The sequence below is a fragment of the Exiguobacterium flavidum genome (genome assembly GCF_003344535.1).
In the GTDB taxonomy this organism is placed as follows: domain Bacteria; phylum Bacillota; class Bacilli; order Exiguobacteriales; family Exiguobacteriaceae; genus Exiguobacterium_A; species Exiguobacterium_A flavidum.
On sequence record NZ_QPKS01000017.1, the window covers coordinates 1 to 26,454 of the forward strand.

At 58.2% G+C, this 26,454-nt stretch carries 25 protein-coding genes and 1 riboswitch; of the genes, 12 read left to right on the forward strand and 13 right to left on the reverse strand.

Annotation, left to right across the window (positions count from 1 at the left end; all coding sequences use genetic code 11):
* The 3 genes from DFG60_RS13220 to DFG60_RS13230 all read right to left on the reverse strand — a co-directional run.
* On the reverse strand, positions 1–480 hold a 480-nt coding region (locus DFG60_RS13220; protein WP_114571979.1), incomplete at its 3' end, for a helix-turn-helix domain-containing protein.
* A gap of 83 nt (positions 481–563) precedes the next feature.
* Positions 564–1,439, reverse strand: coding sequence for a hypothetical protein (locus DFG60_RS13225; protein WP_114572246.1), 876 nt, complete (start codon positions 1,437–1,439; stop codon positions 564–566).
* A gap of 120 nt (positions 1,440–1,559) precedes the next feature.
* Complete coding sequence (locus DFG60_RS13230) at positions 1,560–3,137, reverse strand: Na+/H+ antiporter NhaC family protein (RefSeq protein WP_114572247.1); 1,578 nt, start codon at positions 3,135–3,137, stop codon at positions 1,560–1,562.
* 103 nt (positions 3,138–3,240) lie between these two features.
* A riboswitch (Lysine riboswitch) is annotated at positions 3,241–3,411 on the reverse strand.
* A gap of 117 nt (positions 3,412–3,528) precedes the next feature.
* Here DFG60_RS13230 and DFG60_RS13235 point away from each other — a divergent pair.
* Positions 3,529–4,068: a chloramphenicol phosphotransferase CPT family protein gene (locus DFG60_RS13235; protein WP_114572248.1), complete on the forward strand. Its 540-nt coding sequence runs from the start codon at positions 3,529–3,531 to the stop codon at positions 4,066–4,068.
* 2 nt (positions 4,069–4,070) lie between these two features.
* On the opposite strand, the gene DFG60_RS13240 is transcribed toward DFG60_RS13235, so the two are convergent.
* Positions 4,071–4,799 (reverse strand): hypothetical protein, encoded by a 729-nt coding sequence (locus DFG60_RS13240; protein WP_114572249.1) that lies wholly within the window; start codon positions 4,797–4,799, stop codon positions 4,071–4,073.
* A 53-nt stretch (positions 4,800–4,852) separates the two neighbouring features.
* Positions 4,853–5,170: a heme oxygenase gene (locus DFG60_RS13245; RefSeq protein WP_114572250.1), complete on the reverse strand. Its 318-nt coding sequence runs from the start codon at positions 5,168–5,170 to the stop codon at positions 4,853–4,855.
* A gap of 89 nt (positions 5,171–5,259) precedes the next feature.
* Between DFG60_RS13245 and DFG60_RS13250 the strand changes: the two genes are divergently transcribed.
* Genes DFG60_RS13250 through DFG60_RS13260 form a run of 3 tightly spaced genes read left to right on the forward strand, consistent with a single transcriptional unit; the run spans position 5,260 to position 7,624 of the window.
* Positions 5,260–5,895, forward strand: a complete 636-nt coding sequence (locus tag DFG60_RS13250) for a class I SAM-dependent methyltransferase (RefSeq protein ID WP_114572251.1) — start codon at positions 5,260–5,262, stop codon at positions 5,893–5,895.
* Between the two features lie 47 nt (positions 5,896–5,942).
* Positions 5,943–6,824 (forward strand): ABC transporter ATP-binding protein, encoded by an 882-nt coding sequence (locus DFG60_RS13255; protein ID WP_114572252.1) that lies wholly within the window; start codon positions 5,943–5,945, stop codon positions 6,822–6,824.
* Positions 6,821–7,624 (forward strand): ABC transporter permease subunit, encoded by an 804-nt coding sequence (locus DFG60_RS13260; protein ID WP_114572253.1) that lies wholly within the window; start codon positions 6,821–6,823, stop codon positions 7,622–7,624. The genes DFG60_RS13255 and DFG60_RS13260 overlap by 4 nt, the downstream gene beginning before the upstream one ends.
* Positions 7,625–7,690: 66 nt before the next feature.
* On the opposite strand, the gene DFG60_RS13265 is transcribed toward DFG60_RS13260, so the two are convergent.
* Both DFG60_RS13265 and DFG60_RS13270 read right to left on the reverse strand, forming a co-directional pair.
* A complete protein-coding gene (locus tag DFG60_RS13265; protein WP_114572254.1) occupies positions 7,691–8,128 on the reverse strand; it encodes a hypothetical protein in 438 nt (145 codons plus the stop codon).
* Positions 8,125–9,495 carry a PepSY-associated TM helix domain-containing protein gene (locus DFG60_RS13270; protein WP_114572255.1) on the reverse strand — a complete coding sequence of 457 codons (1,371 nt, stop codon included), beginning with the start codon at positions 9,493–9,495 and terminating at the stop codon, positions 8,125–8,127. The genes DFG60_RS13265 and DFG60_RS13270 overlap by 4 nt, the downstream gene beginning before the upstream one ends.
* A gap of 300 nt (positions 9,496–9,795) precedes the next feature.
* Here DFG60_RS13270 and rlmN point away from each other — a divergent pair, with 300 nt between their 5' ends.
* A complete protein-coding gene (gene rlmN, locus DFG60_RS13275) occupies positions 9,796–10,869 on the forward strand; it encodes a 23S rRNA (adenine(2503)-C(2))-methyltransferase RlmN (protein ID WP_114572256.1) in 1,074 nt (357 codons plus the stop codon).
* Positions 10,870–10,911: 42 nt separating this feature from the next.
* On the opposite strand, the gene DFG60_RS13280 is transcribed toward rlmN, so the two are convergent.
* Positions 10,912–11,742, reverse strand: coding sequence for a DegV family protein (locus tag DFG60_RS13280; RefSeq protein ID WP_114572257.1), 831 nt, complete (start codon positions 11,740–11,742; stop codon positions 10,912–10,914).
* Between the two features lie 118 nt (positions 11,743–11,860).
* Here DFG60_RS13280 and DFG60_RS13285 point away from each other — a divergent pair, with 118 nt between their 5' ends.
* Complete coding sequence (locus DFG60_RS13285) at positions 11,861–13,297, forward strand: DEAD/DEAH box helicase (protein WP_114572258.1); 1,437 nt, start codon at positions 11,861–11,863, stop codon at positions 13,295–13,297.
* Positions 13,298–13,386: 89 nt separating this feature from the next.
* On the opposite strand, the gene DFG60_RS13290 is transcribed toward DFG60_RS13285, so the two are convergent.
* Positions 13,387–14,022: a nitroreductase family protein gene (locus DFG60_RS13290; protein ID WP_114572259.1), complete on the reverse strand. Its 636-nt coding sequence runs from the start codon at positions 14,020–14,022 to the stop codon at positions 13,387–13,389.
* 163 nt (positions 14,023–14,185) lie between these two features.
* Here DFG60_RS13290 and DFG60_RS13295 point away from each other — a divergent pair, with 163 nt between their 5' ends.
* A complete protein-coding gene (locus tag DFG60_RS13295; protein WP_114572260.1) occupies positions 14,186–16,192 on the forward strand; it encodes a catalase in 2,007 nt (668 codons plus the stop codon).
* Between the two features lie 96 nt (positions 16,193–16,288).
* Here the strand turns inward: DFG60_RS13295 and DFG60_RS13300 are convergent, their stop codons facing one another.
* On the reverse strand, positions 16,289–16,651 hold the full coding sequence (locus DFG60_RS13300) for a YkvA family protein (RefSeq protein WP_114572261.1): 363 nt from the start codon (positions 16,649–16,651) through the stop codon (positions 16,289–16,291).
* Positions 16,651–17,298: a YczE/YyaS/YitT family protein gene (locus tag DFG60_RS13305; RefSeq protein WP_114572262.1), complete on the reverse strand. Its 648-nt coding sequence runs from the start codon at positions 17,296–17,298 to the stop codon at positions 16,651–16,653. Before DFG60_RS13305 ends, DFG60_RS13300 begins: the two co-directional genes overlap by 1 nt.
* A 186-nt stretch (positions 17,299–17,484) precedes the next feature.
* On the opposite strand from DFG60_RS13305, the gene DFG60_RS13310 reads away from it, so the two are divergent.
* Together DFG60_RS13310 and DFG60_RS13315 are read left to right on the forward strand one after the other, a co-directional pair.
* Positions 17,485–18,828 carry a DUF2325 domain-containing protein gene (locus tag DFG60_RS13310; RefSeq protein ID WP_114572263.1) on the forward strand — a complete coding sequence of 448 codons (1,344 nt, stop codon included), beginning with the start codon at positions 17,485–17,487 and terminating at the stop codon, positions 18,826–18,828.
* A 47-nt stretch (positions 18,829–18,875) separates the two neighbouring features.
* Positions 18,876–19,331, forward strand: a complete 456-nt coding sequence (locus DFG60_RS13315) for an SRPBCC family protein (protein WP_114572264.1) — start codon at positions 18,876–18,878, stop codon at positions 19,329–19,331.
* A gap of 50 nt (positions 19,332–19,381) precedes the next feature.
* Here DFG60_RS13315 and DFG60_RS13320 read toward each other — a convergent pair whose 3' ends face one another.
* Together DFG60_RS13320 and DFG60_RS13325 are read right to left on the reverse strand one after the other, a co-directional pair.
* Positions 19,382–21,268 carry a PhoX family protein gene (locus DFG60_RS13320; RefSeq protein ID WP_114572265.1) on the reverse strand — a complete coding sequence of 629 codons (1,887 nt, stop codon included), beginning with the start codon at positions 21,266–21,268 and terminating at the stop codon, positions 19,382–19,384.
* Between the two features lie 149 nt (positions 21,269–21,417).
* Positions 21,418–23,040 carry an ABC-F family ATP-binding cassette domain-containing protein gene (locus DFG60_RS13325; protein ID WP_114572266.1) on the reverse strand — a complete coding sequence of 541 codons (1,623 nt, stop codon included), beginning with the start codon at positions 23,038–23,040 and terminating at the stop codon, positions 21,418–21,420.
* Positions 23,041–23,337: 297 nt separating this feature from the next.
* Between DFG60_RS13325 and DFG60_RS13330 the strand changes: the two genes are divergently transcribed.
* The 3 genes from DFG60_RS13330 (at position 23,338) to DFG60_RS13335 (ending at position 26,334) form a co-directional block, all read left to right on the forward strand.
* Complete coding sequence (locus tag DFG60_RS13330) at positions 23,338–24,204, forward strand: prohibitin family protein (RefSeq protein ID WP_232818717.1); 867 nt, start codon at positions 23,338–23,340, stop codon at positions 24,202–24,204.
* Positions 24,201–24,368 carry a hypothetical protein gene (locus tag DFG60_RS13675; protein WP_157964550.1) on the forward strand — a complete coding sequence of 56 codons (168 nt, stop codon included), beginning with the start codon at positions 24,201–24,203 and terminating at the stop codon, positions 24,366–24,368. The genes DFG60_RS13330 and DFG60_RS13675 overlap by 4 nt, the downstream gene beginning before the upstream one ends.
* Before the next feature lie 400 nt (positions 24,369–24,768).
* Entirely contained in the window at positions 24,769–26,334 is a 1,566-nt protein-coding gene (locus DFG60_RS13335; protein ID WP_157964450.1) for an IS1182 family transposase, read from the forward strand.
* The last annotated feature ends 120 nt before the right edge of the window (positions 26,335–26,454 follow it).

Here is a 26,454-nt window from a genome sequence, read left to right on the forward strand (position 1 = left end):
ATTCTCTTCTTGAACCAAGGCTCTCAATTTTTTTAACGCGGCGTTCTCCATCTCGAGGTACTCCACCCGTTCCTTGAGCTTCTCGACCTCCGTCATCTCTTCAGGGTCCTTCTTCTTGCGTCTCGCCATCGGGGCACGTCCTTTCGGTCTGGCGGCCAGCCCCTCGATCCCTTCCCGTTCGTAAGCAGATCGCCATCTGGAGATCATGCCCGGGGAGGAAAGACGGTATTTCAGGGCCGCATCGATGCAGGACAGCCCGTTGGTCGCCATGTCGTTTAGTACCTCCAGTTTAAACGCCGGCGAGTGGGCTGTATAGGAACGATCGAAGATCGCCTCCCCCCAACGCTCATAGAGACGCGCCCAATTACGGACCTGTCCATGGGCCAACCCGAACTCTTTTCCTAACGCCTCGTACCCGTCTCGTCCCATCAGATAGCGCTCGGCGATCTGTATTTTGAACGCCTTCGTATGTTTGGCCATAAAAAACACCCCATAAAAGTTGGATTTTCATGTCCAACTTTTATGGGGCAGTTCACACTCCGGAATGTCTTCTTTGTCGTGATTCAATAGAAAAACTCGGCGTCCTCACTGCCGATCGGCAGGAGCTGCTTGTCCCAGACGAGCACTTTGACGAGCCAGAACAAGGCGGCGCTCGTCAAAGCGAGTGCGACGAGGAAATGCCACGGTGCGATGTAGACGACGTAGGTGATCCCGAGCGTATCGAGCTTCGCAGTCAGCCATTCGCCGCCGGCGATGGCGAGGACGACGAGCGGAAGCAGCGCCAAGAACTTGATCCATTCGCGCCGGATGCGCTGGATGCCGTAGGAGAGGCTCCCGAGGACGAGCCCGCCGAACAGGAAAAAGGAGACGTGGCTCAAATAGTCGATCGGTTCGCGAACGGTGAACTTGGTGAAGAGGTCGAGCGAGAACAGCGACTCGACGAGCAGGACGAGATGGGCGAGGTCGAGCGCGGCGACGAGTCCGATCAACCAGCCGAAATGGAGCCACGCCTTCTTCGCGCGGGCAAGGGCCGCAAGCTTGTCTTCCGCGAGCTCACGGATCGATCGCTGTTCGACCGCGCTGAGCGGGATCTCGAAGTTCGTGAAGAAACCGAGCGCACTCCCGAACTCATCGATCGTCTCGTCCTTCTCCTTCTTCGAGAGCGGGCTGTCCTCGATCAACGCCTCATAAGCATCGAAGGCCGCGTCATGCTCGGCGACGATGACGTGCTGCGTCAACAGGAAGTCGGCATATTCAGCGGGCGAGAGGTCCGTCAACTCTTCGAGTTGCTCGTCGTTCTCCTCGAGCATATGGAGGATGCGACGGATCAGCCGCTCCATCTCCTCAAGCTCTTCCCCTTCACAAAGGCGTTTGAAGGCGATCATCATCTGTGTATAAAAATGTTTGATTTCAGGTCTTTTGAATGTAGGTTCGTTCATGATTTGGCTCCTTGATTGAAAAAAGTGACACGACTTTCCTATTATACGTCGCATCAGGAAGGAATGGGAAGAAAATGAAAAAGCTCTTCGCAGGAATGCGAAGAGCCTGAAGCGAGCAAGTCAGCGAAGTTCGGCCGGCTGCTCGCCGCGTCTGGCGAATGCATGCAGGATGAACACGCAGAGAACGAACCCGGCGAGTGCTCCGAAGAATCCGATGACTGACGAACCGGTCAGTGCGAGGACGAGATAACCGATCGTCGCGGCAGCGGCGCCGGTCAGCGCGTAAGGCAGTTGTGTCGTGACGTGATCGATATGATGCGACGCAGCCCCTGTCGAGCTGAGGATCGTCGTATCGGAGATCGGCGAGCAGTGATCGCCGAATACGGAACCGGCAAGAACGGCGCCGAGCGTCGGAAGCAACAGTGACGGTTCGACGGCCATGACGAGATCAGCACCGATCGGCAACATGATGCCGAACGTCCCCCAGCTCGTCCCGGTTGAGAACGCCATGACGCAGGCGATCAGGAAGAGCAGGAGCGGCAGGTAAGTGCCGGGAATCGACTTCGAGACGAAACCTGCGAGGTAGTCGCCAGTCTTCATGTCGCCGATGACGGCGATGATGAGCCAAGCGAAGAGCAGGATCAACACGGCCGGCCACATCGAGCGGATACCGGCCCATGTCGCGTGCGCATAGTCACGCCCCGGGATCTTGCGACCGATCAGCATGATGAACGCGGCGATCAGACTGATGACGACGCCTGCGACGAGCGAACGCGTGACATCGGTCGACTCGAACGCGCCGATCAGCGTGAACTTCTTGCCGTCCGCTGCGAGTGCCTGTCCGCCTGTGATCAAGAGGGCGGAGACGGTCGCGATGACGAGGACTACGATCGGGACGACAAGGTCGCGGACCCTGCCGTTCTCATGCTCCTTCACTTCTTCAGACATGCCGAGCGGCTGTCCTTTGTTCGTGTCGTAGAGCTCGCCTTGGATCGCACGGAGCTCATGCGTCCGCATCGGTCCGACGGCGAGTCCCGTATAGGCGACGTAAGCAGTCAGCAAGAGGGCGAAGACGGCGTAGAAGTTGAGCGGGATGATCATCACGAATGCCGTGAAGGCAGAATAGTCCGTGACGGCATGGGTCGTCAGGATGCCGGCGATGATCGAGATGATGAACGCCCCCCAGCTCGAGAGCGGACTGATGACACAGACGGGCGCTGCCGTCGAGTCGATGATGTAGGCGAGCTTAGCACGCGAGACACCGCGGCGGTCCGTCAGCGGACGGCTGACGTTCCCGACGGCAAGGCTGTTGAAGTAGTCATCGATGAAGATCAGGATACCGAGACCGAACGCGACGAGACGCGCTCCACGTGCCGTCTTGACGTGCGATGCGGCCCATTCGCCGAATGCGTGGGCGCCGCCTGACGTCTGGATGATCGTCGAGAGGACACCTAGCAACAGCAGGAACAGGAGCAGCAGGACGTTCCATTCGTTGACGGCCCCGTCCGCCCAGAAGAGTCCGAGGATGTTTCCGCCGAGATAGCGGAGCGTCTCGAGCGGATTGAAGCGATGGAGCAGCAGGGCACCGATCAGGATGCCGACGCCGAGCGAGATGACGACGCGGCGCGTCAGCACCGCGAGCACGATCGCGAGGACGGCAGGGACGAGCGAGATGAAAGAATCTGAATAGTTGACCATGTGATGATTGCCTCCCTTAGCAGAATAAGAGATGAGACCCTTCGCATGAAAAAAAGCGAGGGCACCGGCAGCAGAACCGACACACTCGCATACGTCCTCTGAGCCGAATTGGAGTACTCCATACTGTGTATGACAGCCGGACGGGTCTTTCCCGCACGGCCAGCAGGACGAAGGTGACGCCTCGTTCCCGCTTCGGCAGCTTGACCTTTCCCCGTCCTTCCCTGTTGTCATCCTCGGGCCGGGTACTGATTGAAGCTGCTCCTCTACCTCATCGTTCATTTTTTGAATTATCAAAAACTTACCACAAAAGAGGGGTCTACATCAATAGTCCTTCGAAAGAACAGGGGAAGAGGATGACTGGTTTGATACAGTGTGTACAGGAGGGATTCATATGAAAAAAGGAACCATCATTTTGCTGAACGGGGTGTCGAGCTCCGGTAAGTCGACGCTCGCGAAGGAACTCGTTGCCGCGCTCGACGGCTACTTTCATCTCAGCGTCGACGATTTCGATCGACTGATCGAGAAGATGGAGACGCGCGGGACGGATCATCTGATCCCGGTTCCGACCGAGACGTTCTTCCACCGGACGGTCGCCATGTTTTCAGACCAAGGAATCAATCTGATCGTCGATCACGTCCTGCATGACGGGGAGACGACACGTGACTGCCTCGACGTGCTCCTCGATCATCCCGTCTGCTTCGTCGGCGTCCATTGTCCGGTCGAGGAACTCGAGAAGCGTGAACGGATGCGAGGCGACAGGACGATCGGGCAGGCTCGTGCTCAGCTGGCTTATGTCCATCGTCAGGAATCGTACGACGTCGAGGTCGATACGCACGGAGGCGGTGCTGCAGAAAGCATCATCCGGCGTATCTGCGAAGGGGAGTTCACCGGCTTACGCGAGACGTCCGAAACACTCAGCCCGCGCTCGTGAGCTCACCAGGCGTGACGTGCGATCTGCTCCGTCATCCGGCTTCGCGCGACTTCGAATTGCTTGTGACGATGCCCGTTCGCTCCGGACGGATGAGGAAAACCATGCAGATAGGTGTGGTTCGGCAGCAGGTCACGCTCTTCGAGTGTCTGCAGCACGCTTGAGACCGTCTTGCCGAGCGGGACGACGATGGCCTGTTCGCTGATTTGCGTGAGCTCATCCGGGAAGTCCGTGTAGGCATAACGGCACAGGAGCGCAGAACGATCAATCGGCGGCTGATGCCCGGTATAGTTCTTCCCCGAGTGAAAGACCGGGTGGCGCAGGATGGACGTCGTGTGCAAAAGATTCCGGTTTTCATCGAACAGGGAGGCGGACGACGGGATTCCGAGCGCTTCCGGCAATCCGCAGGCGTCGAGCATCGCCGTCATGTTCGTCCTCATCACCCCGGCGAAGCTCGCGGCGAACTTCGCCTGTCTTGCCGCCGCCTCGACACTTTCCCCCTGACTCAAGGCGTCGCGCGCCGTTTCGAAGGCGATTCGCATCTGTTGCCAGCCCGGGGTGATGCCGACGATGACGACCCGTGCCTGTTCGTTGAGGTAGTCGTTGTGCGGTGCATAGTAGACGTCGAGCGCGCCTTCCTGTCCTACCTGGAAGCGCCCCGTGCACAGTTCTTCCTTCGAAAGCGGACCGCTCGGAAGAAACCTGATCATGTCCTCGTATCTTCTCAGCTCCATGTGTCTTCCCCCTTAAAAAAAAGAAGGCGCGAAAGAAGCGCCTTCAGCGTTGGTCATGCCCGTTCCTTGACGGCCGCGACCTCATATGTGAACAGTTCGCTTCCGAGGACCGGTGATTCGCTGTTCGTCTCAGCCGGACGCTTGTGCGCCGCCTTGAACGCATCACTCTCACGCCATGTCTGGAAGCCCTTCATGTCTTCCCAGTACATGTTGACGTTCACCTCGTCGTGGTCCTCGAGGTTTTGTGTCAGCAACACCTCGACCTTGACGAAACCTTCCATCGTATCGAGCGGTCCTGGTGCCGTGAAGCGAGGCGCCATCGCAGCACCCATTCCCTTTTTGACCTTGATCCGGTTCGTGACGACGATCATTGTGTAACATCCCCTTTTCGTTTTCGTTATGTGCATTTCCATTATAATATGAGGATGACAGAAAACGAAAACATGACGGAGGAATCAGGATGACGGAACAGGAACGGGATGCGGCGCTGCGCATCCGTACGGCGGAAATCCAGCAGCTCTACAACGCGTTCAGCCACTACAATCGGTATGAGCCGACGCCATATGACGCGCTCGACCAGCTGTTCGAGGAATATGTGATCACGGCGGAAGATATGGTGATCGATTTCGGTTGCGGCAAAGGACGGCTCAACTTCTATGTTCATGACCGGTTCGGGGCGAGCGCTGTCGGGATCGAGATGAACGGGCAATTCTATCAGGATGCGCTCGAAAATCTGGCGGCCTATTCGAAGAAGGCGAAGCGGCGACGGGGGGCGGTCGAGTTCGTTTGCTGCTACGCGGAACAGTACGAGATTTCACCGGAGGCGAACGTGTTCTACTTCTTCAATCCGTTCTCGGTCCAGATTTTCATGAAGGTCGTCGGGAACATCCTCCGCTCCGTCGAAAAAGCAGAGCGCCCTGTCGATATCGTCCTCTACTACCCGGAGGACGATTACCGGGAACATCTCGAGCGCCGGACGCCGTTCAGGCAAGTCGAGGAGATCCGGCTGCGCGGTCTCTATGAGAAAAACAAGGATGAACGCTTCGTCATTTATCGTCTCGAGGCAGGGAAAGCGGACGGAAACGGGTATTACTAAAGGAGAGGAATGAGCTCGCATTCTGCTTGAGAAATGAGGCGACGGACATGATCCACTTGGAACGTTTGACGAAGGACTACGGACCGGGACGGGGGCTCTTCGATGTGAGTTTCGACGTCCTGCCCGGATCGATTTTCGGATTCATCGGACCGAACGGAGCTGGCAAGTCGACGGCGATCCGTCATCTGATGGGGTTGATCTCGCCTGACACCGGGCGCGCGTCGATCGGCGGCTATGACTGCTGGAAGCAGTCGTCGGATGTGAAGCGGCTCGTCGGCTATCTGCCGGGTGAGATCAGCCTGCCCGCCCACCTGACCGGCGATCAAGTGCTCGACTTGATGATGAAGCTGCACGGGGCGTCGGGCAAACGGCGCGACGAGTTGCTCAGGCGCTTCCCGTTCGATACGGACACGCGTGTCCGGAAGATGTCGAAAGGGACGAAGCAGAAGCTTGCCCTCGTCGGGTGTTTCATGAAGGACGCGCCGGTCTATCTGCTCGATGAGCCGACGAGCGGGATCGATCCGCTCATGCAGGAGCGCTTCATGGAGCTCGCGCTCGAGGAGAAGGCGAGAGGGAAGGCCATTCTGATGAGCTCGCATCACTTCCCGGAGATGGAGAAGACGTGTGACCGGGCCGCCTTGATCAAGGAGGGACGGATCGTCGTCGAGACGGACATCGACGAATTGATCCGATCGAGCCGCAAGCAATACCGGATCGAGCTCGGCCAGGACGCGCAGGCGGAACGGATCGCCCAGCAGTTCGGGATGACGCGGCACGGCAGGCAGGTCGAGTTCATAACGAGCGAGAAGCTGACGCTAAACGCGGTCATCCAGGTCCTCGCCGAGTGTGACGTTCGGGCGATCCACTCGTCCTCGGACGATTTGGAGCAGGTGTTCATGCATTACTACATGGAGGAGGAATCGCCATGATGCTGCTCGTTTGGTCACTGTTCAAGCAAAACCTGAAGCCGATCCTCGCCTATTCGATCGGGACGAGCCTCTATTTGCTGATGCTCGCGGCACTCTTCCCGACGATGACGCAGACCGGCGTGCTCGAGGCGAAGCTCGAGGCGCTGCCGCCCGAGATGCTGAAGGTGTTCAAGTTCGATTCGACGATGCTGCTCGACAGCGTGCTCGCGCTCCTCGCGAGCAACTACTACGGCGTCATCTTCGAGTTCATCGCGACGTTCTTCGTCATCTCGCTCGCTGCGCGCCTGTTCGCGCGGCCGATCGACGGTGGGGAACTGATCCTCTACCTCGCGGCCCCGATCACCCGTCACCGCTACACGTTCGCGGCACTTTCGACGATGCTGCTCGCTGCCTTCATCTTCGTCGTGTTGAACGGGGTGACGCTCCAGATGTCGGACTGGCTCATTCCGGACGTCGCGATCGATACGGTGTTGCTCTGGCGGCTCCAGTTGAACGCGTTCGCGCTGCTCGCCGCGCTGTCTGCCTTCACGCTGTTCGTCGCGACGCTGTTCGATGACGAGCGCCGGGCGTTCGCGCTGTCTGCCGGCGTCCTGATCTTCTCGATCGTCGCATCGATCCTGTCCGGACTCAGCGAGTCGTTCGAGTGGGTCAAGTATCTGTCCGTCTTCACGCTGTTCGACGCGAACGCAGTCGTCAAGAATGATGAGCCATGGCTGTCGATCGGTCTTCTGTTTACGATCAGCATCCTCTTCTTCTCGGCGACGTTCGTCTCGTTCCACCGGCGCGACTTGTCGATTTGAGGGGAGAAACACGAGGGACGCACGATTTCAGTTGATTCCTGAAATCGTGCGTCCCTCTCTTCTTTCTTAATGATGATGACGTGACGGCAGGGCTGGCCCCTGATCCGACTCGAGCAACTCCTTCGCCTGTTCGAGCTGTTTTGTGCTGACGCGTCCGACCTTGACGAGCGTCTTCGGCTCGTATGTATCTTGTCCGACGTGGACCATTCCGTTGACGAGGTAGAGGCCGCTTGAAAACGGGATGCTCGCGACGTAATGGTCGCCGCGCCGCCTCGTCTCGAACGTCTCGGCCGCTTTCGAGCCGACAGGTGTCACCTGGACGTGGACCTGATCGATTGCTTCCCCGTTCTTGACCGTGACGAAGATGGTCGTTCTCGTGTTCGCTGAAAGCTCTTCCGGCGCATAGAGTGCGACCTTGAGCGCCGGCTTTTGCTCTGCCGTCTCGAACTGGCATCCGGCGAGCGGGAGGATGGCAAGCAGCATTCCGGTCAACTGTCGCTTCATGCTGCCACCTCCCTTTTTCGTTCGATGCGGCGGAAGACGAAGAAATCGAGCAGGAGGACGGCGAAGACGGAGAGGGCGGCGAGCGGCATCGTCAGGCTGATCGCAAGGATGATCAGACCGACCGTCCGCTTGACCGTTTCGTCAGTCGGGCTCTTCGGTGCGCGAAGTTTCCTGCTTCCGTCTCGACGTTTCCACCAGAGGACGAACGAGCTGACCGTGATGAAGATCAGGCCAAGGCAGAGCGCGAGTCCGACGAGCTGGTTCAACAGCCCGAACAGCCGTCCTTCATGGAAGCCGATGCCGAGCGAAATCAGTTTCGCAAGCAGACCATAATCGGCGAAAGTGACGTGGGACAAGACCGTCCCGGAATACTGATCAAGGATGATCGTCGCCTCCTTGAGAGGTTCCTGGTGGAGTGAAGACAGCGTATAGACGCCTTCCTCACCTTGCGGAAGGGTGATTCGGTAAGGAGGTTCGAGTCCGAGTGTCGCGGCGTGATTCGCGACCTCGTCCACCTTCAGCGGAATCCCCTTCGCTGGAGCTGACGCCGGGACGACATCCTGTTGCGTCGCCCACGGGACATCCTTCGCAATGTCACGCGTCATCACGGTGGACTGCACGCTTTCATCTGCGCCGAACGCATACTGCGGGAAGTTCGAGTTCGTCTTCGTCGCGACCGTGTTGATCCAGCCGCCGGCGACGCCTGACCAGGCAAGACCTGACCCGATGATTAGGATGAGGCCGACCGTCGACCAGGCCGCGATCGAGCCGTGGAGCTGCTTCCATGAATTGCGTCCCTTCTGTCGGAAGGACGGGAACCAGATGTCGCGTGCATGCGTCGCTCCTCGCGGCCAGAACAGATAGGCGCCTGTAACGATCAGGATGATTGCCCAGCTTGCCGCCAGTTCGACGAGCAGGTTACCTGCTTTGCCTGCGTACAATTCGCCGTGCATCGTCTTGATCCAGTCGAACGGACTTTGTGTGAACCGTTTGCCGGTGATTGCTCCTGTGTACGGATCGACGTGGACATACCCCTCCTCTTCCCCGGATTGGACGCTGAACTCGGTCGTCCGGTCCGCCTCGTGGGGTTGGCTGACGGACAGGATGGCTGACTCCGGCAGCTTCTTCTTGACGCTCGCTGCCTGTTCGGCGAGCGAGAGCCGTGAATCTTTTACTTCCGTGAAGCGCATGTCGTGATAGAGCATGTCCTCGATTTGCGGTTTGAACAGATAGATGGCCCCTGTGACGGAAAGAATGATGAAGACGGGTGCGAATAGAATACCGGCGTAAAAATGCCAGCGCCACATGGCCTGATACCAGCTCTGTTGCCTTTTGACGGCAGAGCGGCCCAGTGCGTGATCTGTCATGCTAAAGTCCTCCCTCGAATGAATGTGTCCGAAATTTGAACACTACTCTAGTATAATCCTGAAGAAAACGTATTCATGGGAGTGGATGTGGCGAAAAATTGCCGATTCAGCGAAATTCGGATGAACTTTATATGGAGGAAAACTTCATTCTTGCACCTGACCTCGTGCGCATCGGCACGGATGAGAGTGAAAAAATCATACACAAACTGAACATTTGGGATTAGAACGTTGCGCAAGTCGGCGTTTTTTACTAAGATTAATAGATGTTGTAGTTCAGGAAAAAGAAATGAGGGCATTATAATGAATAAACCATCCATCTACGGTCTGACGATCGAGCAGATGCAGGCTTGGTTGACGGAACGCGGACACAAACCGTTCCGTGCGAAACAGGTCTGGGACTGGCTCTACCGTAAACGCGTCACGACTTTTGCTGAAATGACGAATGTCAACAAGGATTGCCTTGCGTTGTTAGACGAGCATTTCGCGATCGAGACGATGTCAGAGTACGTCAAACAGGAATCTGCGGACGGAACGATCAAGTTCCTCTTCAAGCTGTATGACGGCAACTTCATCGAGACGGTGCTCATGCGCCACAAGTACGGCCTGTCGGTCTGCGTCACGACGCAAGTCGGCTGTAACATCGGTTGCAGCTTCTGCGCGAGCGGTCTGATCAAGAAGAGCCGTGACCTGTCTGCCGGCGAGATCGTCGAGCAGATCATGAACGTCCAGCACCACCTCGACGCTGTCGGCAAGGAAGAACGTGTCAGCCACGTCGTCGTCATGGGAATCGGGGAGCCGTTCGATAACTTCGACAACCTCGTCGACTTCCTCGACGTCATCAAGGATCACAACGGTCTTGCGATCGGTGCGCGTCACATCACGGTCTCGACGAGTGGCCTCGCGGACAAGATCTACAAGTTCGCCGACCTCAAGTCGCAAGTCAACCTCGCGATCTCGCTCCACGCGCCGAACAACGAGCTCCGCACGCAGATCATGAAGATCAACCGTGCGATCCCGCTCGAGAAGCTGATGCCTGCGATCGACTACTACGTCGAGAAGACGAATCGGAAGATCACGATCGAGTACATCCTCCTTCGCGGCGTCAACGACCAGAAGCAGCACGCGGTCGAGCTGGCGAAACTGTTCGAGGACAAGCGTCACCTGACGTACGTCAACTTGATCCCGTATAACCCGGTCGACGAGCACGGCCAATATCAGCGAAGTACGTCTGAGGACATCTCGACGTTCTACGACACGCTGAAGAAGAACGGCCTCAACTGCGGCGTCCGTCTCGAGCACGGTACGGACATCGATGCGGCATGCGGCCAGCTTCGAAGCAAGCAGATCAAGAAGGAAAAAGTCAAAACGAAATAATACGAAAAACGCGCGAGGCAGGTGCATCGCGCGTTTTTTTCATTAGGCGAACGACAGGATGATTCCGCCTTTTCCGGCGTATGTCCCCATCGTCGCTCCCATATAGTTCACGAGGATTTGTTTTGGTGCATAGCGTGCGTTGATCTCCCGCTCGAGGAATGCAACGTCGTCGAAGTTTCCTGTATGCGTGATGCCGATGACCGTGTCCGAGAAGTCCTGCTTGCGCTCACCGATCAGTTCGAGTGCGCGTTCGAAGAAGCGCTTCGTCCCGCGCACCTTCTCGAGCATCTCGACCTTGCCGTCCTGCCCTTCGAGGATGACCTTGATGTTGAGCGTCTTGATGACGGAACCTTTGAAACGGCTGAGTCGTCCGCCCTTGACGATGTTCTCGACTGTGTCGAGCAGGATGAAGATGTTCATCGCCTCGCGCATCCGGACGATCTCAGGCAGGATCTCGGCGACGCTCCAGCCGTCACGGGCGAGTTCAGCCGCGCGGAGGACCATCATGCCGTGGGCGAGTGATCCGCCGAGCGTATCGAAGACCGTGACGTTCGCGTCACACAGGTCGCGCGCGACGAGGGCAGACTGATAGGTGCCGCTGAGGCCGGACGAGATCGTCAGACAGAGGATTTCCTTCTCGCGGGCGTCATACAGCCGGAAGAGCTCCTCGAACTGGGCCGGCGAAGGCTGCGACGTGCGCGGCAACTCGTTCGCGAGCGCCATTCTTTCAAAGAACTGCTCAGGAGTGAGGTCGATGCCTTCCCGGTAGTCCTCGCCGTCGATCCGGACGGAGAGGGGGACGACTTCGATCCCATATGTATTGATCAAGTGTCTCGGCAGGTCAGCTGAGCTGTCCGTGATGATTTGAACCATGATTCTCCTCCATCAAAAAGTATTTTCAACAGTATACCACAGGAAAAACACCCGGATTCTCCTCTAAAACAAAGGGGAATGGATTCGGGAATCCATCAGAAAAATGAGGAATTCAACCATGAATCAACAAGACTTCACGGCCTTCGGGCTAAGCAAGACGATCACCGATGCGCTTGCGCAGCTCGGTTATAAAGGGGCGACGGCTGTCCAGGAAGCAGTCATCCCGGTAGCGCTCGCAGGCGACGATGTCATCGTCAAGTCGCGCACAGGAAGCGGGAAGACGGCAGCGTTCGGCATCCCGCTCTGTGAGATGCTCGAGTGGGAGGAGAACAAGCCGCAAGCGCTCATCCTGACACCGACGCGCGAACTCGCGCTCCAGGTGAAGGAAGACGTGATGAACATCGGACGCTACAAGCGAATCAAGGCGACGGCCGTCTTCGGCAAGCAGCCGTTCCGCGGACAGGTCGCCGAGCTCAAACAGAAGTCGCACGTCGTCGTCGGGACACCGGGCCGCGTCCTCGACCATATCGCGCGGGGGACCCTGACGCTCGACCGGGTGCGCCATGTCGTGCTCGACGAGGCGGACGAGATGCTCAGCATGGGCTTCCTCGACCAGGTCAAAGACATCCTCGACCAGCTGCCGCCGTCGCAGACGATGCTGTTCTCGGCGACGATGCCGGACGACATCGAACGGCTGAGCCAGAAGTATCTGAGCAGACCTGAGCGGATCGAGATCGAGTCGCCGGCGAAGGCGGACATCGAGCATGCCTATATCGAAGTTTCGGAGAAGACGAAGTTCGCCGTCTTGAAAGACGTCACGGTCGCCGAGAATCCGGACCGTTGCATCGTCTTCTGCCGGACGAAGGAGAACGTCGACTTCGTCGCGCAAGGACTCGCCGCACTCGACTATCCGGTCGAGAAGATCCACGGCGGTATGGAGCAGGATGAACGTTTCGCCGTGATGAAGGCGTTCCGCGCCGGGAAGTTCCGCTACCTCGTCGCGACGGACGTCGCGGCGCGCGGCATCGACGTCGACGGGATCACGCATGTCGTCCAGTACGACTTGCCCGTCGAGAAGGAAAGCTACGTCCACCGCTCCGGCCGGACGGGACGAGCTGGCGAGAAAGGTCTTGCGATCAGCCTCGTCGAACCGCGTGACGCACGCCGTCTCAAGGAGATCGAAGACTATCTCGGACGAAAGATCGAGAAACGGCCGCGTCCGACCGAGCAGGATTTGATGCGGACGGCGGATGCCTTCGAGGACAAGCTCGCGACGGACGTCGACGCGCGCGAGAAGACGGCGACGCTGAACGCCGGCATCATGAAGCTGTTCTTCAACGGCGGCAAGAAGAAGAAGCTGCGTGCCGTCGACTTCGTCGGGACGATCGCGAAGATCGACGGGGTCAGCGCGTCTGACATCGGGATCATCACGATCGAGGACATGCTGACGTACGTCGAGATCCTGAACGGCAAGGGCAAGGATGTCCTTCGGGCGATGAAGACGACGAAGGTCAAAGGCAAGCAGCTGAAGGTATATGAAGCGCACAAGAAATGACGTGCCAAAAGGAGCATGGAGTCCGGTGACGGATTGCATGAAGAAGGACCGGCCCTCTGATGAGGAGCCGGTCCTTTGCGTTCAAGCGCTTATTTCCATGTCGCGATTTCTTCGATCGGCAGACGGACGGATGGGTACCCTTCTTCCGCTGCTTTCCCGATCGAGAGGAGCATGACCGGCAAGTAGCGTTCCTTGTCGAGACCGAATGCTTCCGCGATCTGGTCCTTCTCGTAGCCGCCGATCGGGTTCGTGTCGTAGCCGTGCGCACGCGCGACGAGCATGAGCTGCATCGAGACGAGACCTGAGTCGATCAGGATGCTGTCCTTGAGCGCTTCTTTCGGAGCGTCCGCGAACAGACCTGTGATGGCAGGGACTTGACGGTCACGGACTTCAGCCGGCATGAGGCCGCGTTCGACCGCTGTATCATAGATGTGCGGGATGCTGTCGACTGCGTTCATGTCACCGAACACGGCGATGACCGCAGAAGACGTCGCGACCTGATTCTGGTTGAACTTCGCGAGCGGCGCGAGTGTCGCCTTGCCTTCTTCGCTGTCGATGACGAGGAAACGCCATGGTTGCATGTTGACCGAAGACGGCGCGAGTGTCGCCTCTTCGAGAATTTGTGTCATCTCTTCCTTCGAGATTTTGACGCTTGCGTCGTAGTTACGGATCGAGCGGCGTCCTTTTACGATTTCCATGAAATCTGTTTGTGTCTGAGTAGTCATATGTTTTCTCCCCTTACTTAAAGTTAGCTAATGAAGAAAATATATAGCGTCCAGCTGTAAAAGGCAACGTTTCTGCTCGGGCAAAAACTGTTTCTCTTCCATCCGCTTAGGGTAAAAACTAACCGTTGTGCATTTGAGGTGATTACTTAGAGGGGGAATGAAGATGGGTGAGGGACGGACGAACGAGAATAGCAAGAACGAGCAGTTGGAGCAGTTCCGGGTCGATGATTCGAATCAGAAGATGACGACGAACCAGGGGCTGAAGGTGTCGGAGGATGAATTCTCGCTGAAGGCGGGCGAGCGCGGGCCGACCCTGCTCGAGGACTTCTACTTCCGTGAGAAGATGACACACTTCGACCACGAGCGGATCCCGGAGCGGATCGTCCACGCACGCGGCTACGCGGCGCATGGCGAGTTCGAGCTGTATGAGTCGATGAAGGAATTCACGCGGGCGAAGTTCCTGCAGGACACGTCGAAGAAGACGCCGGTCTTCGTCCGCTTCTCGACGGTCGCCGGTTCCCGCGGTTCAGCCGAGACGGTGCGTGACGCGCGCGGCTTCGCGACGAAGTTCTACACAGAAGAGGGGAACTACGACCTCGTCGGCAACAACATTCCGGTCTTCTTCATCCAGGACGCGATCAAGTTCCCGGATCTCGTCCACGCCCTGAAGCCGGAGCCACATAACGAGATGCCGCAGGCGGCGTCCGCCCATGATACGTTTTGGGATTTCGTCGCGAACAACCAGGAAGCGGCACACATGGTCATGTGGGCGATGTCGGACCGCGCCATCCCGCGCAGCTTCCGCATGATGGAAGGGTTCGGTGTCCACACGTTCCGCTTCGTCAACGAGGCGGGCAAGTCACACTTCGTCAAGTTCCACTGGAAGCCTGTCCTCGGGACGCACGGTCTCGTCTGGGACGAGGCACAGACGATCTCAGGGAAGGATCCGGACTTCCACCGGCGTGACCTGTACGAAGCGATCGAGAACGGCGACTTCCCGGAATATGAGTTCGGCGTCCAGCTCGTGCCGGAAGAGGACGAGTTCAAGTTCGACTTCGACCTGCTCGACCCGACGAAGCTCTGGCCGGAAGAGGACATCCCGGTCAAGATCATCGGCAAGTTGACGCTCAATCGGAACGTCGACAACGTCTTCGCGGAGACGGAACAAGTCGCGTTCCATCCGGGACACGTCGTACCGGGCATCGACTTCACGAACGATCCGCTCCTGCAAGGCCGCCTGTTCTCATATACGGACACGCAATTGATCCGTCTTGGCGGGCCGAACTTCCACGAGCTGCCGATCAACCGTCCGGTCTGCCCGTTCCACAATAACCAGCGCGACGGGTACGGTCGCCAGACGATCAACGTCGGCCGCGTCAGCTACCATAAGAACTCGCTCGCGAACAACACGCCGACGCCTGCGACCGAGGAAGAGGGCGGATACGTCCACTACCAGGAAAAGGTCGAAGGGCGCAAGGTGCGGGCACGGAGCGAAAGCTTCAAGGACCACTTCTCGCAAGCCCGTCTGTTCTGGAACAGCATGAGCAAGCCGGAGAAGGACCACCTGAAGGAGGCGTTCAGCTTCGAGCTCGGCAAGGTCAAGGACAAGTCCGTCCAGCAGCAGGTCGTCGACATGTTCGGCAACGTCAGCACGGAGCTCGCGACGACTTTCGCCGAGGCGATCGGCGCGAATCCGCCAAGCGCGCAGGAAGTCGACGTGACGAAATCGTCACCTGCGCTCAGCATGGAGAACACGGTCAAGAAGCCGGACACGCGCAAGGTCGCCATCCTCGTGTCACAGGACGGATCGGGCGAAGGGCTGGCAAGCCTGCTCGAGACATTGAAGGGCAAAGGACTCCAGCCGGAGATCGTCAGTGAGAAGCTCGTACCGGTCGGCGGGAACGAGATCGACCACACTTTCCTGACGGCCGACTCCGTCCTGTTCGATGCCGTCTATGCCGTCGACAGCGCGGATGCAAGCGATGTCTACAAGGAAAAGGCCAGCGAGTTCGTCAAGCAGGCATTCAAGCACTATAAGCCAGTCGGTGCGACGACTGCAGGTGCTTCCGTCCTCGAATCGCAAGGGGTCTCAGGGAAGGCCGGCGTCGTCGTCTCGGACGAGGAACAGTTCGTCGAGGCGGTCGCGGCGCACCGTCACTGGAACCGCTGAAACATGAGAAATCGGATCAGATAAGGAATCAAAAAAGGAATCAAAAAAGCACCATCCGCTCTCGCCACAGGAGAGAAGGATGGTGCTTCTGTGCGTTCATCGCAAAAGACGGAACAGAAGATATGCGAGTCCGAGCCAGATGAGCGCGACGACGATCGCGCCACTCCGGTTCGTCAGGCGGACGGGATGGGCTTCCGCTTGGCGCAGGCTGTCCGCCTTCACCTCTTCCGGTAAAAGACGGAGGACGAGCCAAATCCCTGCCGGCAACAGCAGGACGTCGTCGAGATAACCGAGGACCGGGATGAAGTCCGGGATCAGGTCGATCGGGCTGATCGCATAGAGGACGACGGCGAGCGCGAGCCACTTCGCGAGGCGCGGCGTCCGTTCGTCCCGGCTCGCATAGTACAGGAGCAGAATCTGGTTTTTCAGCTGACGCGCCCACTGTTTGATTCTCTCCATCAGCCGGCCTCACGTTCGTTCTCGGTCGTCCTGTCGATCGCGGCGATCACGCGGCGGAAGCGGAATAGCCAGAACTGGAGGAACGGACCGATCAGGAAGAGCGACAGCAGCGTCCCGAACAGGACAGGACCGCCGAGCAGCCAGCCGAGCGTGAACGCCGTCGCCTCCATCAGCGTCCGCATCATCCGGATCGACAGGTTGAACTTCTCGGCGAGCGCGAGCGTCAAGCCGTCGCGCGGACCGGCACCGTAACCGACGGCGACATACAGTCCTGCCCCCATCCCGATGATGAAGATGCCGAGGACGAGCCAGGCCGTGTTCAGCCAGAACGAATGGAACGACGGAAGGATGTGCGACGACAGGATCAGGTTCATGAACAGGCCGATGCAGATGGCGTTGACGAGCGTGCCGATCTGCGGCGTGATCCGGTCGATCGAGTACTTGACTGCGACGAGCAGCAGCCCGAGCAGAACGATGATCATGCCGACCGAGAGCGGCGTCTTGTTCTTCAGGCCGAGGTGGAGCACGTCCCACGTCGAGACGCCGAGCTGCGCCGTGATCATCATCGAGGAGCCGAGCGCGACAAGGAAGAGACCGAACAAAAAGAGCATCCACTTCAACGTGGAGGAGTAGACGATGCGGGACATGGCGGAGCCTTCTTTCAATAGAGATTTGTCTTTCAGTCTACCATATTCCGGAATATGCGCCTTACTTTTCGTCTGCAAACGAAAAATAATCAAACCTGATAATAAAAAGAACCTGGTTGTTTTTTTGTATCACTTACCCTGGATGGCGTTGGTAAAGTAGAAAAAAACGCAAAGGGGAAGATACACATGATGAATCAGGCAATCAGACAGGCAATCACACTCGTAGAAGGAAAGACGGCGATCGTCGAGACGTTCGCGGACTGGGAGCTGTTGATGGACGAAATCAGAGGGATCGACGAATGGATCCGGATGACGCGCTACTACAGCAGGGAGCGGGAGGGAGTCGCCCGGGGGACGATCGAAGCGGTGACACTCCTGCCGAGTGAGACGCCGCCTCCCGAAATAGAAAAGCCGGAAGCGAGATTGGTCGAGAAGAAACAGCCGGAGCAACAGGAAGAACAGGAAGAGGCACTTCCCGATTACATGACGCGCAGGACGCATACGTTCCAGCGCGACCTGCAAGGCGGATATCTGCTCGAGTGGCCGGACAGCTTCGTCCCGGAGAAGGAGGTCCGCCACTGGAACCTCGAACACGGGATGGAGGTCGAGACGGAGGTCGTCGCGGAGGATCAATATGGCCGGACGACGCACCAGGTGTCGCGCGTCGGACAGAACGAGGACGTCGCGCCGCGCCCGGACCGGATCGTCTATGAAGGCTGCCTCGTCAAGAACCACGGCATCATCGAGGAGACGCTGATGGGACCGATCTGTGACGAATACGGAAAGCCGTTCTACTATACGGTACCGGTCGAGGACATGCGCTTCTATAACCTGCAGGCGGGCATGGTCGTCGACCTCGCGATGTGGCAGGGGCGTCCGGATACGCTCAAGATCATCTGGCGCCATCAGAAGCACCATCAGCCGGTCCCGGCCGTCTATCAGAAGAAGGAGTTCGCGGCGACGATCGAGGAGGTCGTGATCGAACAGCCGGCCGCGCAAGAGACGCAGCAGAAGAAGGCGGCCCGCTATGAGAAGCTGATGAAGCGGGCGCAGCCGCAAGCGAAGCCGAAGAAGAAAGAGAAGAAGGTCCGCGCGAAGAAGGCGAAGGAACAGCTCGTCGCACCGCTCGACACGACGGTCAGCGCAGGTCTCCATATCGATGAGATCGACAAGTCGCCGCTCGACTTCGAGCCGTTCGCAGGGATGCGCCTGATGATCGTCGGCAACGACAAGCAACGCGCCGTCTACCGCGACTTCTTCGACAAGACGGAGATCGAGCTGCAGCACGTCTCCGGCGACTGCGGTCACGGCAAGAAGGTCAAGGCGCTCGCACCGAAGACGGACGCGATCGTCATCATCAAGAGCCGGGTCTCGCACGAGGCGGCGAACCATGCCATCGCCCAGGCGAAGAAGCTCGACATCCCGTTCGTCGTCGAACGGCTCGACGGGCGCCGCTCGCTCTACACCGCATGCTGCGAACAACTCGAGAAGGCACGCGTCAAACAGATGCTCGCGAAAAAGAAGAAGTGACGAAAAAACGGGAATAGGGAAGGAAAGCGAAGAAGAGGAGGGGTTCTATGATCAGCTGGCACGCAGAGCGCGAGTTGCCCGTCCCGATCGAGACGGCATGGCACGTGTTCGACTTCGACAACTTGCCGCGCGTCATCCCGAACGTCGTCAAGAACGAGATGGTCGACAGGAAGCCTGGCGTCGTCGGTTCGACCTATCGCCAGACCTACCGGGATGGGAACCGGACGGAGACGTACATCGTCACGGAGCTCGCCTACGTCGACCGGCCGGACTACAAGCACGACGAGATCGGCTTCACGATCGCCGGGATGTTCGACATCCGCGCGTCGTTCACGCTGCGAAAGCTCGACGAGGACCGGTGCGTCTTCATCTACTCGGGGACGAACCGGGGGACGAACCTCGTCGCGAAGGGGCTGCTGAAGCTCGGCGGCGAGGAGCGGAACGACAAGATCGTCCGCGAGTTCCTCGACCGGGTCGAGCAGGAAGCGCTTCGGACAAAATGAAAAAAGCAGCCCGGGCCGCGTAATCGCGTGGCTCGGGCTGCTTATTGTCATTATCGGTCGTTCGAGTACGATTTTGAAGGGGCTTTCGGGATTCCGGACAGATAACCGACTCCGCCGGTCTCGAGGATACCGATACCGTCCTTCATCGCCTGCTCGAGCTTCTTCGGATCGACGGCGGTGATCTTCTTGTCGCCGAGTCCTTCGCCCGGATGCTGGTAGTTGCTCAGGACATAGCGGAAGCCGTCGACGTTGTCGAGGGCGCGCAGTCCAGTCGCCTCTGCTCCGACCGGTACGGACAGGATGCGGGCGAGACGTTTCGTCTTGACGTTGTACGACCAGACGAAGTTGTTCGTGTGGAGTGCGCTGTCCTCACCGATGAAGAGGGTGTTGAGCGCTTCCGAGTAGGACAGGTTGTCCGGGTTCGCCACCTTGTTCGGATCGGCAGTGTTGCCGTAGGCGTCCGGTTTCGAATAATCCTGTCCGATCACGAGCGCCTTCATGTGGAGCGGGACATAGTGGCTGTTGATCCGGCGGTCACGCGGAGTGCCGAGGTCGAGCGCGAACGTCGCACCGGATTCGCGTTTCGGCAGCTGGATATGATCCTGGACGCTGCCCGGCTGCCGCTGCATCGCGTCGCTCAAGTAGGAGATGGCGAGATAGGCCGTCTTGTCCTTCTTGTTGACGGCGACGCCTTCCATCTTGTTGAATTCGGACGTCGCGCCTAGCATCGCGCCGTAGCGGCGCGATTCGAGGAAGGCTGCCGCCTTGTCCATGCCGCGTTTCAGGCGCAGGTACTCGACGTTCTTGCTCGCTGCCGTCTTTACGGCCTTGAAGCCGCGCTTCGGCACGTTCGACGTCTCGAAGATGTCGCTGAACTTGATGCCTTTGTTGATCAGGCGCTCGACTTCACGGTCTGAGGCATGTCCGAGCTTGATCCACTTGAGGTCGCCCGCGCCACCGTTTCGGCTGCTCGTCTGGATGAAGCGTGCCGCATAGAGCGTCCCTTTCGAGAAGTCCTTCGCCTTGTCCGCGACGTACATGAACATCATCGTGTTGCCGCCGTCGTCCCCGAACAACGCCGTCTTGTTGTCCGGCATGATCTCCATCACCTCATGCGAGAAGCGGCCGGTGCTGTAGTGCTTGACGACCTTCTCCTGCCCGTTCCGGTCGACCGAGATTTCAGGGATGAAACCGTAATAGTACGGATTCGCTTTCGATTTCGTGCCGAAGTAGTATTCGGCGAACTTCGTGACGTCCTTATAGGCGGACGAGTTCTTGTCGCTCTCGAAGGCGCGCGCGTCCGGTTCATATTCTTCCGATCCGAGATGGGTGCCCCAAGGCGAGGTCGACCCGTTACAAGGGATCCAGAGCCCGTTGACGTTCGCGAAGTCGATCTTCTTCGCCCGCTTGACGGTCAGCTTGCCTGTCCGCGGATCCTGGTTCAATTCCGTCAGCGTCATCGAGGCTGGGAGTCCGGTGACGTCATTGCCGGCATTGTCCTCCGAGTCATATTCGAAATGCGAGACGAGGTACTTCTTGCCGCCCACCTCGAGCAGGCTGTTCGAGTCCGGCGCGTCCGAGATGAACGGGGATTCCTTGCCTGGGACGCTCTTGTCGATGATCGGATCGCCCTTCGCGTCGATCGGCGTGCCGGCAGGGATCAGCTTGCCTTTGTTGCTGACGATCTTATCCTTCGACAGGAACAGCTGGTTGTACTGGAGCGGCTTGATCTCGGTCTTGCCGTTCGAGTAGGTGATCTTCACCTTCGCCTCGGTGTACGTCTTCACCATCTCAGGAATCGTGTTCGGCGCGTCCATCGACAAGAACTCGATATGCTTGATCGTCGGCGCGGGCCGCGACGGATGTGCACCTACCGCCGGGGTGATGCTTGACGCGAGCAATGCCGCTGCGATGCTTGCCTTCAGCGTTCGATTCATTTGAATTCCTCCTTCTCAAGAAAGAAAACCGACAGCCCCCTACTGTAACCACACTTAGGCATTACCCTAGCTATTACCTAGATATTCAAAAAACATGAATGAAAGACAATTGAAAAACCGCCTCCTCAGGAAGAGGAAGCGGTCAGGACTCAGTTCGCGTAGAGCGAGACGAGTTGTTTCTGGATGTTTTCGTCGTTCAGGAACTCATCGTACGTCGTTTCCTTGTCGACGATGCCGTTCGGCGTGATCTCGATGATCCGGTTCGCGATCGTCTCGACGAACTGATGGTCATGCGAGCTGAAGAGCATCGCGCTCTTGTAGGCGATGAGCCCGTTGTTGAGCGCCGTGATCGACTCGAGGTCGAGGTGATTCGTCGGGTCGTCGAGGACGAGGACGTTCGCACCGCTGAGCATCATCTTCGAGAGCATGCAGCGGACCTTCTCGCCACCGGAGAGGACGGACGCCTTCTTCATGACTTCTTCGCCCGAGAAGAGCATCCGGCCGAGGAAGCCACGGAGGAACGTGTCGCTCTCGTCTTGCGGCGAATATTGGCGGAGCCAGTCGAGGATCGTCTTGTCCGACCCTTCGAAGAATTGCGAGTTGTCTTTCGGGAAGTACGACTGTGTCGTCGTGACGCCCCATTTGAACGTCCCGCTGTCCGCTTCCATCTCACCCATCAAGATCTTGAAGAGGGCTGTGATCGCGATGTCGCTCTTCCCGATGAAGGCGACCTTGTCCGTCTTGTTGAGCGAGAAGCTGACGTTGTCGAGTACTTTGACGCCGTCGATCGTCTTCGAGAGACCCTCGACCATCAGGAGGTCGTTCCCGATCTCACGTTCCGGCGTGAAGCCGACGAACGGATAGCGGCGTGAAGACGGACGGATGTCGTCGAGCGTGATCTTGTCGAGAAGTTTCTTCCGCGACGTCGCCTGTTTCGCCTTCGAGGCGTTCGAGCTGAAGCGGGCGATGAAGTTCTGGAGTTCCTTGATCTTCTCTTCCTTCTTCTTGTTCTGGTCCGACATCATGCGCGAAGCGAGCTGGCTCGATTCGTACCAGAAGTCGTAGTTCCCCACGTAGAGCTGAATCTTGCCGTAGTCGAGGTCAGCCATATGCGTACAGACGTTGTTGAGGAAGTGACGGTCGTGGGAGATGACGATGACCGTGTTCTCGAAGTTGATCAGGAAGTCCTCGAGCCATTTGACGGCCTTCAGGTCGAGACCGTTCGTCGGCTCGTCGAGGAGCAGGATGTCCGGCTTGCCGAAGAGCGCTTGCGCGAGGAGGACCTTGACCTTCTCTCCGCCCGTCAGCTCAGACATCTGCTTCGAGTGGAGGTCTTCCGTGATGCCGAGTCCTTGCAGGAGCATAGCCGCTTCCGACTCCGCTTCCCAACCGTTCATCTCGGCGAATTCGCCTTCGAGCTCAGCTGCGCGCATGCCGTCCTCGTCCGAGAAGTTTTCCTTCATATAGATGGCGTCCTTCTCCTTCATGACTTCATACAGGCGCTTGTGGCCCATCATGACCGTCTCGAGGACTTGGAACTCTTCATACTCGTAATGGTTCTGGCGGAGTACGCCGAGACGCTGGCCAGGTGTGATGTGGACGTCGCCGACTTGCGGCTCGATGTCGCCTGAGAGGATCTTCAGGAACGTCGACTTACCGGCACCGTTCGCGCCGATCAGGCCGTAGCAGTTGCCTGGTGTGAACTTGATGTTGACTTCTTCGAATAGCTTGCGGTCGCCAAAGCGGAGACCGACGTTTTGTACTGTGATCATATCGAGAGAAAACCCCGTTTCTTTAAATGGTGTGCTTAGACGAGTGTAACACAAAACAGTTTATTTCGTTTCATGGACAAAGTTCTTTACATCTTAGGCGAAAACTTAGGAATACGCAAGTGGACGAAAAGTGAAACCTGTCGTGTCGGTGCTACGTAGAAGTAGAAAGAAATGGAAAACAAGGAGGGATTCGCATGCCGGGATTGTTCACGTTGCTGTTGTTCGCACTCGTCGTCCTGCTCGGAATCGAACTCTACCGTTATCTTCAGGACAAGATAGACCGAGGGGGAAAATAACGTGGCAGTAAAGGAATTCAAGCCGAAAAAACGCATCAATTTGTCGATGATCATCGCGGGGATCGTCGTCGTCGCAGCAATCGCCGTGACGCCGTTCATCGTCGAGCAGATCGAACCGGGACAGGTCGGCGTCGTCTATAAACCGTCGAGCGGCGTCCAGGACGAGACGCTCTCACAAGGGTGGCACGTCGTCTCGCCGATCACGCGCGTGACGGAATACCCGATCCGGACACAGACGAAGCAGGTCGAGAACATGACGCTCGCGACGAAGGACGGGAAGAACATCGTCGTCGACTTCACCTACAGCTTCTCCGTCTCACCCGATCAGGTGACGGAGCTGTTCAACAAGTTCGGCCCAATCGAGATCAGCGAGATCGCGGACGGTTACCTGAAACAGCGTCTGTATGACGCGTCGCGCGAACAGATCTCGAAGGTGACGGTGCTCGAGCTGTTCGGGGAGCAGTCGGGCGCGGTCTCGACGAACATCCAGACCCAGTTCGCGAACGACGTCAAGAAGATCGGCTTCATCATCGAGGACGTCGCGCTCGGCGCGCCGAAACCTGACGCGAAGACGCAGGAAGCGATTGATGCCCGCGTCAAGGCGTCGCAGGAGCTCGACAAGAAGAAGACCGACCTCGCGATTGCAAAGGCGGAAGCCGAGCGCAAACGCGTCGAGGCGAAAGGTGAGGCGGACGCCCGCCTGATTGAGGCGCAAGGTCTCGCGAAGGCGCAGAAGGAGCTCCAGAAGACGCTGACGGATGAGATGATCCAGTACGAGGCCGTCAAGAAATGGGACGGCAAGTCACCGCTCGTCAGCGGATCCGGTAGCATGGTCCAGCTCCCGATTCCTGAGGAGAAGAGCGAGTGAGGAGCGGGAAGTCGCTTCTGTTGATCGGGGCGGTCGTCCTGCTCACGCTCGTCTTTCTCGCGCGCTATGCGTTCGGCGTGATCGATGACGGGGCCATGCGTGCTCTCCTCGTCTTCTTGATCATCCTGACGCCGCTCCTCCGAAAAAAGTTCGGCCTCAAGTGAATCTCGCGAAAAGACGATTGAATACAGACGAAACGAGGGTGACTCATAAGTCGCTCCACAATCAATCCTTGTGACGGGCAGTTCCGTCGCACTCGCTTTCCGCGGGCGGGACGCAAGCCGCGGCCGGACCGCACTCCCTGCGGCCGTGCCGGGTCTCGCCTGTCCCTGACTGAAGCGCTGATCGCGCTTCATCTTCCCGTCGGAGTCGAGCGGCGACTATGCCTGCCCTGTCTGAACAAAAAAATCCGACCGTCCCGATTTATTTCTCGGGACGGTCGGATTTTTCTATGCTCTGCCATCTCTTCCGAGACACTCTGCCGCGCACCTTTGGCGCGCATGAAAAAAGCCCTCATCCCTTGTACAATGGAGCTGCGAAACAACCATGAAAGGAATGAGGACCATGCGAGAGCAGACCGGAGCCGCCCTCTACCGTCACTATAATACGAACCGCCGTCAGAGCGCAATCACGCTCGACGAGTATGTACCAAAAGAGCATATGGCCCGGCTCGTCGACGCCGTCATCGAGGGGATGGACGCGGACCTTTTCCTCGCCCACTGCAAGACGATGGGCCGACCGCGCTATCACCCGAAAATGATGACGAAGGTCGTCGTCTACAGCTACGCCGTCGGCGTCTATTCCGGGCGACGGATGGAGCGCCTTCTCCACGAGCACCTCCCGATGATGTGGCTCGCCGCGCTCGAGAGCCCGGACGCGAACACGATCAACCGGTTCCGGACGGGACCGATGGCCGCGCTGCTCGGGGAGGTGTTCCGCGCCGTCCTCGGCCTCCTGATCGATCGTGGCGAGGTGAAGTTCGAGGACTACTTCGTCGACGGGACGAAGATCGAGTCCCGCGCGAACCGCTACACGTTCACCTGGAAACGAGGCGTCCAATCTCACCAGCGCAAGATGGAGGAGAAGTTCGACGGCTTGATGCGCCAGATCCTCGAGGAAGGCAACGAGAGCGTGGAGATGCCGGAGACGCTCGAGGAGAAACTCGGGCTCGGACGCGCACTGATCGGCGAGCGCCTCGCCGAGGCGCCGAAGGACCGGGAACTGAAGAAGGCCGCCAAGCAGGTCGACGGGTGGATCGAGCGGCAAGCGCGCTACGCCACGCAGCTCGCGACCTGTGGAGACGACCGGAACAGCTACAGCAAGACGGACCCCGACGCCACGTTCATGCGGATGAAGGATGATCATATGAGGAACGGCCAGCTCAAGCCCGCGTACAACGTCCAGATGGCGACCGAGAACCAGGTCGTCCTCTTCTACAGCGTCCATCAGCGTCCGACGGACGCCCGTTGCCTCGTCCCACACCTCGAGGGGATGGAACGTTTCTTCGCACCGCTCGGCCGACGGCCGAAACGGATCATCGCGGACGCCGGATACGGGTCCGAGGAGAACTTTCTCGCGCTGAATGAGCTAAGATATGATGCCCTCGTCAAGTACAACAACTATGCCAAGGAACAGAAACGGAGCTACGCGAAGGACGCGTTCGTGACGGAGAAATGGCCACACGACGAAACGACCGACACGCTGACCTGCCCTGCCGGCAAACTACTCCGACGCTCCGGAACCCGTCGCCAACAGACCGGTTCCGGGTTTGTCATCGAGCAAGCGGTGTACGTGTGCGACGAGTGTGTCGGCTGCCCGTTCCTCGATGACTGCATCCGCCATCGCCGTTCCGAGCGTTCCTTCGAGAAGCCCCGGAAGACGGTGCGCCGTTCCTCGAGATGGCTTCGGCTCAAACGCGCCATGAAGGAGAAGTTGGAATCCGGGACCGGGAGGGCCATCGCAGCAAGACGCAAGATCGAGGTCGAGCCCGTGTTCGGCTCGATCAAGTCCAATTGGGGCTTCCGGCGATTTCGGCTCCTTGGCCTCGAAGGGGCCTCTCTGGAGTTCGGACTGGCAGCCACCGCACATAACCTCCGGAAACTAGTTAATACAACCGTAGCGATGAGGTAAATCGATTGAAAAAGAGGCAAGGCAAGGAAAAAGACAGCGCGTTTTCGAGAAAAATCCTCGAAAACGCGCTGTCTTTCATTCATTAGAGAGAGGTGATCGTTCTACTTTTGAGTCACCCTC

Bases quoted from the DNA above. Each gene is read 5' to 3' on its own strand.
- DFG60_RS13225 (WP_114572246.1), bottom strand. From the start codon at position 1,439: ATGAACGAACCTACATTCAAAAGACCTGAAATCAAACATTTTTATACA.
- DFG60_RS13230 (WP_114572247.1), bottom strand. From the start codon at position 3,137: ATGGTCAACTATTCAGATTCTTTCATCTCGCTCGTCCCTGCCGTCCTC.
- DFG60_RS13235 (WP_114572248.1), top strand. From the start codon at position 3,529: ATGAAAAAAGGAACCATCATTTTGCTGAACGGGGTGTCGAGCTCCGGT.
- DFG60_RS13240 (WP_114572249.1), bottom strand. From the start codon at position 4,799: ATGGAGCTGAGAAGATACGAGGACATGATCAGGTTTCTTCCGAGCGGT.
- DFG60_RS13245 (WP_114572250.1), bottom strand. From the start codon at position 5,170: ATGATCGTCGTCACGAACCGGATCAAGGTCAAAAAGGGAATGGGTGCT.
- DFG60_RS13250 (WP_114572251.1), top strand. From the start codon at position 5,260: ATGACGGAACAGGAACGGGATGCGGCGCTGCGCATCCGTACGGCGGAA.
- DFG60_RS13255 (WP_114572252.1), top strand. From the start codon at position 5,943: ATGATCCACTTGGAACGTTTGACGAAGGACTACGGACCGGGACGGGGG.
- DFG60_RS13260 (WP_114572253.1), top strand. From the start codon at position 6,821: ATGATGCTGCTCGTTTGGTCACTGTTCAAGCAAAACCTGAAGCCGATC.
- DFG60_RS13265 (WP_114572254.1), bottom strand. From the start codon at position 8,128: ATGAAGCGACAGTTGACCGGAATGCTGCTTGCCATCCTCCCGCTCGCC.
- DFG60_RS13270 (WP_114572255.1), bottom strand. From the start codon at position 9,495: ATGACAGATCACGCACTGGGCCGCTCTGCCGTCAAAAGGCAACAGAGC.
- rlmN (WP_114572256.1), top strand. From the start codon at position 9,796: ATGAATAAACCATCCATCTACGGTCTGACGATCGAGCAGATGCAGGCT.
- DFG60_RS13280 (WP_114572257.1), bottom strand. From the start codon at position 11,742: ATGGTTCAAATCATCACGGACAGCTCAGCTGACCTGCCGAGACACTTG.
- DFG60_RS13285 (WP_114572258.1), top strand. From the start codon at position 11,861: ATGAATCAACAAGACTTCACGGCCTTCGGGCTAAGCAAGACGATCACC.
- DFG60_RS13290 (WP_114572259.1), bottom strand. From the start codon at position 14,022: ATGACTACTCAGACACAAACAGATTTCATGGAAATCGTAAAAGGACGC.
- DFG60_RS13295 (WP_114572260.1), top strand. From the start codon at position 14,186: ATGGGTGAGGGACGGACGAACGAGAATAGCAAGAACGAGCAGTTGGAG.
- DFG60_RS13300 (WP_114572261.1), bottom strand. From the start codon at position 16,651: ATGGAGAGAATCAAACAGTGGGCGCGTCAGCTGAAAAACCAGATTCTG.
- DFG60_RS13305 (WP_114572262.1), bottom strand. From the start codon at position 17,298: ATGTCCCGCATCGTCTACTCCTCCACGTTGAAGTGGATGCTCTTTTTG.
- DFG60_RS13310 (WP_114572263.1), top strand. From the start codon at position 17,485: ATGATGAATCAGGCAATCAGACAGGCAATCACACTCGTAGAAGGAAAG.
- DFG60_RS13315 (WP_114572264.1), top strand. From the start codon at position 18,876: ATGATCAGCTGGCACGCAGAGCGCGAGTTGCCCGTCCCGATCGAGACG.
- DFG60_RS13320 (WP_114572265.1), bottom strand. From the start codon at position 21,268: ATGAATCGAACGCTGAAGGCAAGCATCGCAGCGGCATTGCTCGCGTCA.
- DFG60_RS13325 (WP_114572266.1), bottom strand. From the start codon at position 23,040: ATGATCACAGTACAAAACGTCGGTCTCCGCTTTGGCGACCGCAAGCTA.
- DFG60_RS13335 (WP_157964450.1), top strand. From the start codon at position 24,769: ATGCGAGAGCAGACCGGAGCCGCCCTCTACCGTCACTATAATACGAAC.